This is a genomic window from Cognatiluteimonas sedimenti (assembly GCF_022808325.1).
GTDB classification, from domain to species: Bacteria; Pseudomonadota; Gammaproteobacteria; order Xanthomonadales; family Xanthomonadaceae; genus Cognatiluteimonas; species Cognatiluteimonas sedimenti.
Genome location: NZ_JALGCL010000001.1, coordinates 1,087,109 through 1,101,057, shown reverse-complemented (window position 1 = coordinate 1,101,057; position 13,949 = coordinate 1,087,109). Strand labels below are relative to the sequence as shown.

At 70.6% G+C, this 13,949-nt stretch carries 16 protein-coding genes and 1 tRNA gene; 11 read left to right on the top strand and 6 right to left on the bottom strand.

All coding sequences use genetic code 11. The features are described from left to right. The first annotated feature begins 106 nt into the window (after positions 1-106). Genes MQC88_RS05295 through yccX form a run of 3 tightly spaced genes read left to right on the top strand, consistent with a single transcriptional unit; the run spans position 107 to position 2,242 of the window. On the top strand, positions 107-1,384 hold the full coding sequence (locus MQC88_RS05295) for a YihY family inner membrane protein (protein WP_243320293.1): 1,278 nt from the start codon (positions 107-109) through the stop codon (positions 1,382-1,384). Beyond that, positions 1,381-1,962 (top strand): TlpA family protein disulfide reductase, encoded by a 582-nt coding sequence (locus MQC88_RS05290; RefSeq protein ID WP_243319685.1) that lies wholly within the window; start codon positions 1,381-1,383, stop codon positions 1,960-1,962. The genes MQC88_RS05295 and MQC88_RS05290 overlap by 4 nt, the downstream gene beginning before the upstream one ends. Before the next feature lie 7 nt (positions 1,963-1,969). After that, on the top strand, positions 1,970-2,242 hold the full coding sequence (gene yccX, locus MQC88_RS05285) for an acylphosphatase (RefSeq protein ID WP_243319683.1): 273 nt from the start codon (positions 1,970-1,972) through the stop codon (positions 2,240-2,242). 30 nt (positions 2,243-2,272) lie between these two features. On the opposite strand, the gene ppk2 is transcribed toward yccX, so the two are convergent. From ppk2 to hemA, 6 genes are all read right to left on the bottom strand, one after another. Beyond that, entirely contained in the window at positions 2,273-3,049 is a 777-nt protein-coding gene (ppk2, locus tag MQC88_RS05280) for a polyphosphate kinase 2 (RefSeq protein WP_243319682.1), read from the bottom strand. Next, positions 3,046-3,414: a helix-turn-helix domain-containing protein gene (locus MQC88_RS05275; protein WP_243319680.1), complete on the bottom strand. Its 369-nt coding sequence runs from the start codon at positions 3,412-3,414 to the stop codon at positions 3,046-3,048. Before MQC88_RS05275 ends, ppk2 begins: the two co-directional genes overlap by 4 nt. A gap of 2 nt (positions 3,415-3,416) precedes the next feature. Beyond that, a complete protein-coding gene (gene moaB, locus MQC88_RS05270) occupies positions 3,417-3,935 on the bottom strand; it encodes a molybdenum cofactor biosynthesis protein B (protein ID WP_243319679.1) in 519 nt (172 codons plus the stop codon). A 71-nt stretch (positions 3,936-4,006) separates the two neighbouring features. Then, positions 4,007-4,453, bottom strand: a complete 447-nt coding sequence (locus MQC88_RS05265) for a GNAT family N-acetyltransferase (protein ID WP_243319677.1) — start codon at positions 4,451-4,453, stop codon at positions 4,007-4,009. Between the two features lie 8 nt (positions 4,454-4,461). Continuing rightward, positions 4,462-5,544 (bottom strand): peptide chain release factor 1, encoded by a 1,083-nt coding sequence (prfA, locus tag MQC88_RS05260; RefSeq protein WP_243319673.1) that lies wholly within the window; start codon positions 5,542-5,544, stop codon positions 4,462-4,464. A 57-nt stretch (positions 5,545-5,601) separates the two neighbouring features. Then, a complete protein-coding gene (gene hemA, locus MQC88_RS05255) occupies positions 5,602-6,912 on the bottom strand; it encodes a glutamyl-tRNA reductase (protein ID WP_243319671.1) in 1,311 nt (436 codons plus the stop codon). 79 nt (positions 6,913-6,991) lie between these two features. On the opposite strand from hemA, the gene MQC88_RS05250 reads away from it, so the two are divergent. The 8 genes from MQC88_RS05250 (at position 6,992) to ychF (ending at position 13,947) form a co-directional block, all read left to right on the top strand. Then, a complete protein-coding gene (locus MQC88_RS05250) occupies positions 6,992-8,674 on the top strand; it encodes a tetratricopeptide repeat protein (protein ID WP_243319669.1) in 1,683 nt (560 codons plus the stop codon). Positions 8,675-8,676: 2 nt separating this feature from the next. Continuing rightward, on the top strand, positions 8,677-9,309 hold the full coding sequence (gene lolB / locus MQC88_RS05245) for a lipoprotein insertase outer membrane protein LolB (RefSeq protein ID WP_243319667.1): 633 nt from the start codon (positions 8,677-8,679) through the stop codon (positions 9,307-9,309). Continuing rightward, a complete protein-coding gene (gene ispE / locus MQC88_RS05240) occupies positions 9,306-10,214 on the top strand; it encodes a 4-(cytidine 5'-diphospho)-2-C-methyl-D-erythritol kinase (protein WP_243319665.1) in 909 nt (302 codons plus the stop codon). The genes lolB and ispE overlap by 4 nt, the downstream gene beginning before the upstream one ends. Next, positions 10,177-10,253: transfer RNA gene (locus tag MQC88_RS05235), tRNA-Gln, on the top strand. The genes ispE and MQC88_RS05235 overlap by 38 nt, the downstream gene beginning before the upstream one ends. Before the next feature lie 175 nt (positions 10,254-10,428). Further along, the gene (locus MQC88_RS05230) at positions 10,429-11,394 is read left to right on the top strand and encodes a ribose-phosphate diphosphokinase (protein ID WP_243319663.1); all 966 of its coding nucleotides are present in this window, start codon (positions 10,429-10,431) and stop codon (positions 11,392-11,394) included. A gap of 91 nt (positions 11,395-11,485) precedes the next feature. Next, entirely contained in the window at positions 11,486-12,175 is a 690-nt protein-coding gene (locus tag MQC88_RS05225) for a 50S ribosomal protein L25/general stress protein Ctc (protein ID WP_243319661.1), read from the top strand. Positions 12,176-12,224: 49 nt separating this feature from the next. Next, positions 12,225-12,806: an aminoacyl-tRNA hydrolase gene (gene pth, locus MQC88_RS05220; protein ID WP_243319658.1), complete on the top strand. Its 582-nt coding sequence runs from the start codon at positions 12,225-12,227 to the stop codon at positions 12,804-12,806. A 49-nt stretch (positions 12,807-12,855) separates the two neighbouring features. Beyond that, positions 12,856-13,947 carry a redox-regulated ATPase YchF gene (ychF, locus tag MQC88_RS05215; RefSeq protein WP_243319656.1) on the top strand — a complete coding sequence of 364 codons (1,092 nt, stop codon included), beginning with the start codon at positions 12,856-12,858 and terminating at the stop codon, positions 13,945-13,947. The last annotated feature ends 2 nt before the right edge of the window (positions 13,948-13,949 follow it).

Here is a 13,949-nt window from a genome sequence, read left to right as displayed (position 1 = left end):
GGGGATGCCTGCGCGCCTTGCCCGCGCGCGTGCCCCGGCGGGCTGCGCCCGCGTGGCAAGCGGCAGCCGCATCGTCGTCCACGCGGCATGGGTTACCCTGCGCCCGATGGAACCGCTGGACTCGATCAACCGCTGGAGCGACCGCCTGCGCGACCGTGCGCGGGCACGTTCGTTTTTTTCGTTCCTGTGGCGGCGGTTCCTCGACGACCGGCTGTTCGAGGCCGCCGGCGCGCTCTCGTACACCACGGTATTCGCCCTGGTGCCGCTGTCGATGGTGGTGTTCGGGGTGCTGTCGGCATTCCCGGCCTTCCACGACTGGAGCGGACAGCTCAGCGACTACATCTTCTCCAACTTCGTCCCCAGCTCGGCGCGAAAGGTCGAGAGTTACCTGCTGCAGATTTCCGGCAACACCGGGACACTGACCGCCGCCGGCGTGATCGCGCTGGTGCTCTCGCTGCTGATCACCCTGACCAGCGTCGAGGCCACCTTCAACCGCATCTGGCGGGTCAGCACCGCGCGCCCGAAGTTCACGCGGTTCCTGGTCTACTGGACGGTGCTCACGCTGGGCGCGCTGGTCGCCGCGACCAGCCTGGCGCTGTCGACGCGGTTCTTCGCCCTGGCGGTGTTCGAGACCGTGCCCGGGCGCGCGCTTGAGGCGGTGATGCTGCAGCTGGCGCCGATGACGATCGAACTGGTCGCGTTCGCCGCCATCTACCGCGTGGTGCCGCATCGCACCATCAAGTGGCGCCATGCAATGGTCGGCGCGCTGCTGTCGGTGCTGCTGTTCGAAGTGGTGAAGTGGGGCATCGGCCTGTACATCGGCAGTTTCGGCGCTTACCAGAAGATATACGGGCCGCTGGCGTTCGTGCCGATCTTCCTGTTGTGGATCTACCTGGGCTGGGTTTCGATCCTGCTGGGCGCCTCGTTCGCCGCCTCGATGTCGGCGTTCCGCTACCAGCCGGCGGCGATGCGCCTGCCCAACGGCTACGAGCTGTACGGCCTGCTGCGCATGCTTGGCCGCTTCGCGGAGGCCCGGCATTCGGGCAAGGGCCTGCACAGCGACGAGCTGCAGCGGCTGGAGCCGATGCTCACCGACGCGCTGGTCCAGGAACTGCTCGGCGAGCTGAGCGCGATCGGGCTGGTCAGCCGCGCCGAGTCCGGCGAGTGGCTGCTTGCGCGGGATCTTGACGGGCTCACGATGGCCGAACTGTACGAGGCCTGCGAACTGCGCATCCCCATCGCCGAGGCGCACCTGCCGTGCCGCGAGGACGCGCTCGGAACCGCCGCGCTGGGCGAGCTCGACCAGCTGCGCCTGCCACTGCGCGAACTGCTCAAGCGTCGCGTCTCCGATGTCTTCGACGACCTTCCGAAAGGATCCACATGAACCGCCTCTTGACGCTGTCGTGCCTGGCCTTGCTGCTGCTGTCCGCCTGCAAGCAACCCGCTGGCGGGGATGCTGGCCCGCGGCCGCAGGCACCGGCCACGACCGCGCCGGGAGCACCGGCGCCGCAGCAGGATTCGACCGGAGCGGTGCCCGCGAAACCGGAACGGCCCACGTTGCAGGTCGGCACGCTCGACGGCAAGCGTTACGACCTCGCCGAGCATCGGGGCGACTGGGTGGTGGTGAATTTCTGGGCGACCTGGTGCGGGCCGTGCCTGAAGGAAATGCCCGATCTCTCGGCACTCGACGCGATGCGCGAGCACATCGACGTGATCGGCCTGGCGTACGAGGACATCCAGCCGGCCGAGCTGACTGCGTTCCTCCAGAAGCACCCGGTGGTGTACCCGATCGCGATCGTCGACGTGTACGACCCGCCCAGGGATTTCGCCACCCCGGTCGGCCTCCCGACGACCTACCTGATCGCGCCCGACGGCAAGGTTGCCAAGCACTTCATCGGACCGGTGACCGCCGCCGACATCGACGCCGCGATCGCCGCCGCCGGCGGGCCGCAGGCGGGCTGACCACGCGATGGACAGCGCGGCGCGATTCCTGGCGAGAGGCAGGGTGCAGGGGGTCTGCTTTCGCGCCGGCACGCGCGACCAGGCGCGGCGGCTGGGCCTGCGCGGCCACGCCAGCAACCTGGCGGACGGCAGCGTCGAAGTGCTGGCTGCCGGCGACCCCGCATCGATCGAGCAACTGGCCGCATGGCTGCGCCACGGGCCGCCGCATGCGCGGGTGGATCAGGTCACGCGCTCACCGGCGGAGCCGGGCGAGCTCGGCGCGGGGTTCCGGATCGCCTGAGCGCCGCCGCGGCGGCGGCCGTGCGCCACCTCAACCGTGGTACGTGGCGATCGGTTTCAGCACGCCATAACGCTCCTTCAACGGCTTGCCGGGCAGCGGAGCGAATTCGACCTTGTCCGGCGGCACCCGGGTGTCGGGCAGGCGATCAAGGAAGTCGCGCAGCAGCGTCAGGCGGCCGCGCTTCTGGTCGTTGAAATCGACCAGGGTCCATGGCGCGAAACCGGTATGCGTGGCCTTCAGCATGGTCTCGCGGGCGCGGGTGTAGTCGGCGTACCTGGCCCGCGCCGCCAGGTCGATCGGCGAGAGCTTCCAGCGCTTGAGGGGATCTTCCAGGCGCTCGGCGAAACGCTCTTCCTGTCGTTCCTGGTCGCAGCACAGCCAGTACTTGAACAGCATGATGCCGTCGTCGACCAGCATCTGCTCGAACATCGGTGCCTGCTGCAGGAATGCCTTGACCTGGGCGGCGCTGGCGAAGCCCATCACCTGCTCGACGCCGGCGCGGTTGTACCAGCTGCGGTCGAACAGCGCGATCTCGCCAGCCGCCGGCAGGTGCGCCACGTAGCGCTGGAAGTACCACTGCGTGGATTCGCGCCCGGTCGGGCTGGGCAAGGCGACCACGCGGCACTGCCGGGGGTTGACGTGCTCGCGGATGGCGTCGATGGCGCCGCCCTTGCCGGCGGTGTCGCGGCCCTCGAACAGGACCACGATGCGGCGCCCGCCATGCCGGACCCAGCGCGCCAGCGCCGCGAGCTCTTCCTGCATCGGCTCCAGCGCCTTCTCGTACTCCTCGCGCTTGAGCTTCTTCATCGGCTCGCGGCCCTGCGGGTTTTCGCGTTGGCCGTGCCGGCCATGCCGCGCGCGACTTCCAGCAGCGCGCCCCGCTGGCGTGGGTTGAGCATGCGATACGCCGCCAGCAATTCGTGCTCCCCCTTTGTCCGCGCCGGGTCCAGGGTGCTGGCCAGTTCGGACAGCAACGCGCTGGCCGGCACGCCGAAGGTGCGCGCCAGCGCATCGAGCTGGTCGCTGCCGGGCAGCTTGTCGCCACGCAACCATGCCGAGACCGTGGCCACGCCGGCACGCGCGGCCCCTGGCAAGCGCATTGCGGTGGCGATGTCGCTCGCGCTCAGGCCGCGGGCCTTGGCGAGCAGCCGCAATGTCGCGTCGATCGACATGGTCACTCCCTCAGTCGCGGGCGCAGCGCGGCGAGGTTGCAGGGTCCGGTGCGCGCATCCAGTTGCGTGCGGATGATGCGTTCCCAGGCCGTGCGGCAGGCCGAGGTCGAACCGGGCAGGGCGAACAGGAAGGTGCCGTTGGCGAGGCCGGCGAAGGCGCGGGACTGCAGCGACGAGGTGCCGATCTCCTCGAAGCTGAGCGCGCGGAACAGTTCGCCAAAGCCCGGCATCTGCTTGTCGAGGAGGGGCAGCAATGCCTCTGGCGTGGAATCGCGGCCGGTGAAGCCGGTGCCACCGGTGACCAGGATGCCGTCGACGCCTTCGTCGGCGATCCACTGCGACACCAGCGCGCGCAGCCGGTAGCGATCATCGGGCAGCAGTGCGCGCGCGTGCAGGCGGTGGCCGGCCCCGGCCACCGCGGCCACGAGGTAATCGCCGGAGCCATCCTGGGCCAGCGTGCGCGAGTCGGAGACGGTGAGCACGCACAGCGACAGGGGAACGAAATCGCGGTCGGCGGCCATGGTGTCCAGCGTGGTGCGGGGATGGGCAGTGTAGGGCGGGTTTCAGGCCGCCGCACGCGGCGGCGCGGCGCTCATGCCAGCGACAGCGAATACCACTGGGTCGCGTCTTCGTGCCAGCCCGCCGCGCGGTACAGCGCGCGCGCGGCGGCGTTGTCGCAGGTGGCTTCCAGGCTGATGCCGGCGGCGCCATCGTCGCGCGCGAATTGCGCCGCGGCGACGAGCAAGGCCCGGGCCACGCCGCTCCGCCGCGCCGTTTCCGCCACGAACAGGTCGTTGAGGATCCAGGTGCGCGCGGTGCGGACCGAGGAATACATCGGATACAGCTGGGTGAAGCCGACGGCGACGCCATCGAATTCGGCGACCAGCACGACCGATTCGCCGAAGCGCATGCGGGCGCGCAACCAGTCGCGGGCCCGCGCCAGGTCGGCGGGTTGGCCGTAGAAGCGGCGATAGGCGTCGAACAGCACGGCGAGCGCGTCCAGGTCCTCGGGTCCGGCGCGGCGGATGGCGGTCTCCATGCCCGAGTCTATTCCTTCCCCAGGCGCGCCAGTTCGTCGGCCTGGTGTTCGCGGGCCAGGCGCTCCACCAGCGCGTCGAGGTTCCCGTCCAGCACGTTGGGCAGGTCGTAGAGGGTGAGTCCTTCGACGCGATGGTCGGTGATCCGCCCCTGCGGGTAGTTGTAGGTGCGGATGCGCTGGCTGCGGTCGCCGCTGCCGACCTGCAGCTTGCGGTCCTGCGCCTGCGCGGCTTCGCGCCGGCTGGTTTCGGCTTCCACCAGCATCGCCTTGAGCCGCTTCATCGCCTTGTCGCGGTTGGCGTGCTGGCTGCGCTCGGTCTGGTTCTCGACCACCACGCCGCTGGGGACGTGGGTGATGCGGATCGCCGAGTCGGTCTTGTTGACGTGCTGGCCGCCGGCGCCGGAAGAACGGAAGGTGTCGATGCGCAGGTCCGCCGGGTTGATCTCGATGGCGACGTCGCTGCTGTCCTCGGCGATGATCGCCACGGTCGCGGCGGAGGTGTGGATGCGGCCCTGCGATTCGGTCTCGGGCACGCGCTGCACGCGATGGGTGCCGGATTCGAACTTCAGCCTGGAGTACGCGCCGCGGCCCTCGACGCGCGCGACGATCTCCTTGTAGCCGCCATGTTCGCCCGGGCTCGCCGATTCCACCTCCAGCTTCCAGCCCTGGCGCTCGGCGTAGCGGGCATACATCCGGAACAGGTCGCCCGCGAAGATCGCGGCCTCGTCGCCCCCGGTGCCGGCGCGGACTTCCAGGTACAGGTTGCCTTCGTCGCGCGGGTCCTTGGCCAGCAGGTGCGCCATCAGTTCGGATTCCAGCTCCTGCAGGCGCTTTCCGGCGGTGGCGATTTCCTCTTCGGCCAGTTCGCGCAGCTCCGGGTCCGCGCGCATCGCCTGCGCGGCGGCGAGGTCGCGTTGCGCCCGTGCCTCGGCGGACAAGGCCGTGGCGACGGGTTCCAGCTGCGCGAATTCGCGCGACAGCGCGCGGAAGCGTTCGGCGTCGGCCAGGGTGCCGGGATCGGCAAGCAGGCGTTCGAGCTCCTCGCGGCGCTCGGCCAGGACTTCGAGTTTGCGACGCAGAGACGGGAGCATGGGATCGGACCGGGAATTGAGGGCGATGGGCGGCGCGTGGCGACGGCGACGGCGTCGCTAACGCTCGTCGTCTGCTTGCCCGGTTCCCGGTTCCGGGTCCGCGGCGCCTGGCGCCTGCGGGAACAGCTTCTCGCTGGCGCGCGCCAGCTCGTGGTCGCCTTCCAGGGCGGCCTGGCGCAGCGCGATCGTCGGCGCGTGCAACAGGCGGTTGGTGAGGGTATGGGCGAGGAATTCGAGCACCGCCTGCGGATCGTTGCCCGCGGCCAGTTGCTGCCGCGCCCTGGCAAGCACGTCGGCGCGGGCGCTGTCGCCGTGCGCGCGCAGCCGCTTCAACGGTTCCACCCGGGTGCTGGCCGCCAGTGTTTCCATGAAGCGCGAGACCTGCAGCCCGACGATCGCTTCGGCCGCGTCCGCCGCTTCGCGACGGCTGCGGCGGTTGTCCTCGATCGCGCGCTCGAGGTCGTCGATGGTGTACAGGAACACGTCCGGCAGCGTGGCGACGCCGGGTTCGATGTCGCGCGGCACCGCAAGGTCGAGCAGCAGCATCGGCCGGTGCTTGCGTTGCGCCAGCGCGGTGGCGACCTGGGCGCGCGTCAGCACCGGCTCGCGGCTGGCGGTGGCGGAGAACACCATGTCGACTTCGCCCAGGTGGCGGTCGATCTCGTGCAGTGGCAGCGCGACGCCGCCGTGGCGGCTGGCCAGGTCCTGGGCATGGGCGAGGGTGCGGTTGGCGACGAGCAGCCGCTTGACCTGCGACTGCACGAGGTGGCGCGCGACCAGTTCGATGGTTTCGCCGGCGCCGACCAGCAGCACTGCCGCGTCGGACGGGCGCGCGAACGAGGCCTGCGCCAGTCGCACCGCGGTCGACGCCACCGAAACCGGGTTGGCGCCGATGCGGGTGTCGGTGCGCGCGCGCTTGGCGGTGACGAAGGCGTGCTGGAACAGGCGGTCGAGCTGGCCGCCGAGGGTGCCGGCACTGCGCGCGGCCGCCCAGGCGTGCTTGACCTGGCCGAGGATCTGCGGCTCGCCGAGCACCAGCGAATCCAGTCCGGTGGCGACCCGGAACAGGTGCCGCACGGCCGCGTCGTCCTGGTGCCGGTAGAGGTAGGCGCGCAGGTCGTGCCCGCCGAAAGCCGCGCCGTCGTCGGGATGGCTGGCGAGCCAGTCGTCGAGCGCGCGGCCGTCGTCCTCGGCGACCGCGTACAACTCGGTGCGGTTGCAGGTGGACAGCAACGCCACCTCGCGCACCGCCGGCAACCCGCGCAGTGCGGCCAGCGCGCCTGGCAGGCTGTGGTCGGCAAACGCCACCCGTTCGCGCAGGCTGACCGGCGCGGTCTGGTGGTTGATGCCGATGGCGAGCAGGGTCATGCGGTCGCGGGTCGATTCAGGTGCTTGCGCTAAGCTTCGGACCAAGCAGGGCCGCCATTTTACGGCCCGGTCGCATCCGATGCCCGTTTCCCCTTGTTTGCGCCGGCCGTGGTTGGCGGTCGCCCTGTCCGGACTGCTGGCGGGCGTGCTCGCGCCCGCGCACGCCGCGGCGCCGGTCGACGACCCCGTCGAGGCCACGATCGCCGGGGAATTCGCATTGTCGGCGGGCAAGCTGGACGAGGCTGCGCGCTGGTACCTGGAGGCCGCACGGGCGTCCGACGACGACGCCGGGCTGGCCGAGCGGGCCTCGCGGATCGCGCTGCTGGCCGACGACGACGCCCGCGCCGGCGAGGCGTTGGCATTATGGCGCGCGCGCGCGCCGCAATCGCTGGCGCTGCGCGAGGGCGAGGTCACGCTGGCATTGCGGCGCAACGATGAACGCCGTGCCCGGCGCGGGCTGGAAGCGCTGCTGCGCAGCAGCGATGCGCAAGGCAGGGGCTGGCGCCATGCGCTGCTTGCGCTGGGCGGTGGCGGCAAGCATCCCCAACTGGTGGCGAAGCTGCTTGGCGAGGTGCTGGACGACGGCCTGCTTCCGAACAAGTTGCAGGCCTGGCTTGCGTTCGGCGGCCTGGCGCAGCAGTTGGAGCAGCCGGCGCTGACCGCACGCATCGTCCAGGAGGTGATCGCGCGCTTCCCGGGGGAACCGCGGGTCGCCTTGCTGCACGCCAGCCAGCTGCGCGAAGCCGGCCAGCCCGACGATGCCCGGCGGATTCTCGCCGGCCTCGAAGACGCCACCCTCATCAGCGACGACCTGCGCCTGTCGGTTGCCGCCGAATACGATGCCCTCGGCGATCCGGTCGCCGCGGCGACGGTGCTCGCGCGCGGGCCGCAGGACGACCGCAGCTACGGCCTGCGCGCCTCGCTGCTGGCCAAGGCCGACGACAAGGTCGCGCTCGGCCAGCTGTACCAGGCGCTGCAGCGCGATTCCGGCAATCCCGACCCGCAGCGGCGCCTGCTGCTGGGCCAGACCGCGGAGTTCCTGGAGCGTTATCCCGACGCCCTGCAGTGGTACCGCAGCGTGCCTGGCGGCGACCAGCGCTGGCAGGCGCGACTGCGGGCCGCCAGCGTGCTGCACAAGCTCAAGCGCGGCGACCAGGCTTATGCCGACCTGCGCCAGTTGCAGGCCGACGCCGAAGCCGACGAGGACGCGCGCCGCAACGCCTACCTGCTGGAGGCCGAACTGCGGCAGGAGGACGGTAGCGATGCGGGGGAGTTCGATGCGTACGCCCGTGGCCTGGCGGCGTTTCCGGACGATTCTGCGCTGCTGTACGCGCGCGCGCTGGGGTGGGAGCGGCGCGACGACATCGCCCGCGCCGAGGCCGATTTCCGCCGCATCCTGGTCGCCGAGCCGGATAGCGTAATCGTCCTCAATGCGCTCGGCTACACCCTGGCCGATCGCACCACGCGCTATACCGAAGCGCTGCAGCTGATCGACCGCGCCCGCGTCGCCGAGCCCGACAACCCGGCGATCATCGACAGCTACGGCTGGGTGCTGTATCGCCTCGGCCGCATCGACCAGGCGCTGGTGCAGCTGCGGCGCGCGTTCGCGCTGCAGAAGGATCCGGAGATCGCGGCGCACCTGGGCGAGGTACTGTGGGTGAGCGGCGATCGCGAGGAAGCGCGCAGGTTCTTCGAGCAGGGGCGCAAGCTCGATCCCGACAATCGCGCGCTCAAGCGCGCGTTGGCGAAGACCGGCGCATGAGCATGCGCGGACTCCTGCTTGCCGCACTCGCCGCCGGCGTGCTCGCCGCCTGCGCCACCACGGTGCCGCGCGCGCCCTTGCCGCCAGCCGAACGCGAAGCCGCCGTCGCCCGCCAGGCATCGCGCGAGGAAGCGCTGGCGCAACAACCGGATTGGAACCTGCAGGGCCGGGTGGCGTTGTCCAATGGCCAGCGCGGCGGCAGTGGCCGCATCGACTGGCGGCAGGACGGCGCGGCCTTCCAGGTCGCGTTGAGCGCGCCGATCACGCGCCAGAGCTGGCGGATCGAAGGCGATGCGGGCTCGGCACGGCTGCAAGGCCTGGACGGCGGTCCGCGCAGTGGTCCGGATGCGGCACGACTGCTGCGCGAGGCCACCGGCTGGGACATCCCGGTGCAAGCGCTGGCCTCCTGGGTGCGTGGAGCCCGCGCCGCCCGGGGCGGGCCTGCACAACTGCAGTTCTCGGCCGACGGCCGCCTGGCCGGCCTGCAGCAGGACGGCTGGACCCTCGATTACGGCGACTGGCGCCCATCGGCTGTTCCCGGCCTGGAACTGCCGATGCGGATCAGCGCCCAGCGCGACTCCGCCCGCGTGCGGCTGGTCGTCGACGAATGGAGCGGGGACGGCGCCAGCCCGTGAGCACGCCCGCCGACACCCGCTGGTCGGAGTGGCCGGCGCCGGCCAAGCTCAACCTGTTCCTGCGCATCCCGGGTCGCCGCGCCGACGGCTACCACCTGTTGCAGACCGTTTTCCGCCTGCTCCAGTGGGGCGACACGATCCGCCTGCGCGCCCGGGAAGACGGTCGCATCTTGCGCCATGGCGATACCCTGGCCGGCTTGCACGAGGCCGATGACCTCATGGTGCGCGCAGCGAAGTTGCTGGCAACGGAAACAAAAAGCGCCAAAGGCGCGGATATCTCCATCGAAAAGCGCATTCCGGCCGGTGCCGGCTTCGGCGGCGGATCCTCCGACGCCGCGACCGTGCTGGTGGCGCTCAACCAGCTGTGGGGCGCCGGCCTGGACATCGACCAGCTGGCCGCGCTGGGCCTGCAGTTGGGGGCCGACGTGCCGGTATTCGTGCGCGGCGACAACGCCTGGGCCGAGGGGGTCGGCGAGCGCCTGGCCGCAATCGACCTGCCCCCGGCGTGGTACGTGCTGGTCGATCCGGGTGTCCACGCGTCGACCGCGGAGTTGTTCCAAGCCCCTGAATTGACGCGGGATGCGGCGCCCGCGACAATATCCGACTTCGTTTCGAGTGCTCCGCTCGGCAATTGCTTCGAGCCGGTGCTGCGCCGCCGCGAACCGGCCGTGGAGGCCGCGTTCGTCGCCTTGGCGCGGATCGGCCGTCCGCGGTTGACCGGGTCGGGCAGCGGCTGCTTCGTCGAGTTCGACGATCCTGCTTCCGCACGGGCCGGGCTGGCGACGTTGCCGGCCGGCCTGCGGGCATGGATCGCGGAAGGCGCGGCGCGGTCGCCGCTGCACGTGGCGCTGGACGCGAATCGCCTGCAGGGGCGTCGCCAAGAGGCCCAAGGCACCAGGTTTTGATCCTGGCATTCGTAGGTTCGAATCCTACCGCCCCTGCCAACCGCGACCGCTGCGCCGGGGCTCCTGCGCGCAGGCGCGGGCCTGGCGGGGTCGCAATGCAACAAACCGGCGCCTGCGGACGCCGGCGCTTGAAACAACGCAGGCCCTGCATCGTGCATGGCCCGGTTCCACAGGGTCCTCCGGGATCCGCCGCCACGGCCAGAGCGAAGCGGACATGACCAGGCAAGACGACCGCAACCTGCTGGTGTTCACCGGCAATGCCAACCGGCCGCTGGCCAATGCCGTGTGCAAGGAACTGGGCGTGCGCCCGGGCAAGGCGCTGGTCGGTCGCTTTTCCGACGGCGAGGTGCAGGTCGAGATCGAGGAGAACGTCCGCGGCCAGGACGTGTTCGTGCTGCAGCCCACGTGCGCGCCGAGCGCGGAGAACCTGGTCGAGTTGCTGGTGCTGATCGACGCGCTCAAGCGCGCATCGGTGGCCAGCGTGACCGCGGTGGTGCCGTATTTCGGCTACGCCCGGCAGGACCGCCGCCCGCGCTCGGCGCGGGTGCCGATCACCGCCAAGGTGGCCGCGCAGATGTTCTCGACCGTGCACACCGACCGGGTGCTGACGGTGGACCTGCACGCCGACCAGATCCAGGGCTTCTTCGACATCCCGGTCGACAACGTGTATTCGTCGCCGCTGCTGCTGGCCGACATCTGGCGCCACTACGGCACCGAGAACGTGATCGTGGTGTCGCCCGACGTCGGCGGCGTGGTCCGCGCCCGGGCGATCGCCAAGCGCCTGGACGACGCGGACCTGGCGATCATCGACAAGCGCCGCCCCAAGGCCAACGTCGCCACGGTGATGAACATCATCGGCGACGTCGCCGGCAAGGTCTGCGTGCTGGTCGACGACATCGTCGACACCGCCGGCACCTTGTGCGCGGCGGCCGCGGCATTGAAGGCGCAGGGCGCGACCAAGGTGGTCGCGTACTGCACGCATCCGGTGCTGTCGGGCGCCGCGCTCGACAACCTGGGCAAGTCGCAGCTCGACGAGCTGGTGGTGACCGACACCATCCCGCTGTCGGCTGCGGCCAGCGACTGCGGCAGGATCCGCCAGCTCAGCGTCGCCGAGCTGCTGGCGGAAACCATCCGCCGCATCGCCTTCGGGGAATCCGTCAGTTCGCTGTACGTGGACTGACACGGGCTTCGGCCCAAACCGCTCACCTGGTCGCGGGTGAGCGTCATCGCCGCCGCGAGGCGGTCCATTGCAAGCAAAGCGAGTAAATGAAATGTCAGAACACAAGATCACGGCCACCAGCCGCAAGGACGAGGGGAAGGGTGCGAGCCGCCGCCTGCGTCACGCCGGCCAGGTCCCGGCCATCATCTACGGCGGCAAGTCCGAGCCGAAGAGCATCCAGCTCGAGCACGAACGCACCTGGCTGCTGAGCCAGCAGGAATGGTTCTACGCGTCGATCATCGACCTGGACGTCGACGGCAAGACCGAGAAGGTCCTGCTGCGCGACATGCAGCGCCATCCGTTCAAGCAGCGGATCATGCACCTGGATTTCCAGCGCGTGAGCGCGAACGAGGCGATCCGGGTCGCGGTGCCGCTGCACTTCGTCAACGCCGAAAAGTCCGAGGCGGGCAAGACCGCCGGCGTGGTGATCACCCACGAGCTCAACGACGTGCAGATCACCTGCCTGCCGGGCGACCTGCCGGAGAACATCGAGGTCGACCTCTCCACCCTGAAGCCGGGCGACACCGTGCACCTGTCGCAGGTGAAGCTGCCCAAGGGCGTCGAAGTGCCGGAGCTGCGCCTGGGCGCCGACCATGACGTCGCCGTGGTGATGGCGCGCTTTGCCCGCACCGAGACCGAGGAAACGACGGAAGCCGCCGAGGGTGCAGCGCCGGCCGCTGCGGCCGCCGCCGAGGACTCGGACGCGGCCGACGCCGCGGCCGACGAAGGCAAGGGCGAGTAATCGCCAGGCGGGGCCGTGCCCGGTGGGCGCGGCCCCGCATGCGTTCGCGATGGCGGGCTTGCGCCTCATCGTCGGGCTGGGCAACCCCGGTCCCGAGCATCTCAGGACCCGGCACAACGCCGGGTTCTGGTTTGTGGACGCCCTCGCGCAGCGGTGCGGGGGGCGTTTCGGGCTGGAGTCGAAGCTGTTCGGCGAGACCTGCAAGGTCGAGGTCGCCGGCCGGCCGCTCTGGCTGCTGAAGCCGGCAACCTTCATGAACCTGTCGGGCAAGTCGGTCACCGCCGCGCTGCGCTACTGGAAGATCGAGCCGGAGGAGGCGCTGCTGGCGCACGACGACCTCGACCTGCCGCCGGGCGCGGCCCGGCTCAAGTTCGACGGCGGCCATGGCGGCCAGAACGGGCTGCGCGACACCATGCAGCTGCTCGGCCACGGGCGTTTCCACCGCCTGCGGATCGGCATCGGCCATCCCGGGCACAAGGACCGGGTGACGCCGTGGGTGCTGGGCAAGCCCGGGCGCGACGACGAGGCCGCGATCCTGCGCGCGGTCGGCGATGCCCTCGACGTGCTGCCGCTGGCGGTCGCCGGCGACTTCAACGAAGCCATGAAGCGGCTGCACACGCCGCGCGAATAGAAGCATCACCACGCCGGCGCCCCGCGTCGCGCGCACGGAGTAGTACACGATGGGCATCCAATGCGGCATCGTCGGCCTGCCGAACGTCGGCAAGTCGACCCTGTTCAACGCGCTGACCAAGGCCGGCATCGCCGCGGCCAATTTCCCCTTCTGCACGATCGAACCCAACGTCGGCGTGGTGCCGGTGCCGGATCCGCGGCTGGCCGCGCTGGCGGAGATCGTCAAGCCGCAGAAGGTGATCCCGACCGCGGTCGAGTTCGTCGACATCGCCGGCCTGGTCGCCGGCGCCGCCAGCGGCGAGGGCCTGGGCAACAAGTTCCTGGCGCACATCCGCGAGGTCGACGCGATCACCCACGTGGTGCGCTGCTTCGAGAACGACGACGTGATCCACGTCAGCAACCGGATCGACCCGATCGCCGACATCGAGACGATCGACACCGAGCTGGCGCTGGCGGACCTTGAATCGGTCGACAAGGCCCTGCAGCGCGCCGAGCGCAGCGCCAAGACCGGCGACAAGGACGCCAGGGCGCGGGTCGAGGTGCTCGCGCGGGTCCGTGCGGGCCTGGACGCCGGCAAGCCGGCGCGGGCGCTGGGGCTGTCGGAAGAGGACCGCGCCGCGATCCGCGACCTGTTCCTGCTGACGCTGAAGCCGGTGATGTACGTGGCCAACGTGCTCGAGGACGGCTTCAGCGACAACCCGCACCTGGAGGCCGTGCGCGCGCGGGCGCTGGGCGAGGGCGCCGAGGTGGTGCCGGTCTCGGCCGCGATCGAGGAGGAGCTGAGCCAGCTCGACGATGCCGACCGCGACGTGTTCCTGGCCGACCTGGGCCTGGACGAGCCGGGCCTGAACCGGGTGATCCGCGCCGCCTACAAGCTGCTGGGACTGCAGACCTACTTCACCGCCGGGGTCAAGGAAGTCCGCGCCTGGACGGTGAAGGCCGGCTCGACCGCGCCGCAGGCGGCGGCGGTGATCCATACCGACTTCGAGAAGGGCTTCATCCGCGCCGAGACCATCGGCTACGACGACTTCATCCGCTACCGGGGCGAATCCGGTGCCCGCGACGCCGGCCGGCTGCGGCTGGAAGGCAAGGAGTACCGGGTCCAGGAAGGCGACGTGCTGCATTTCCGCTTCAATGTCTGAAC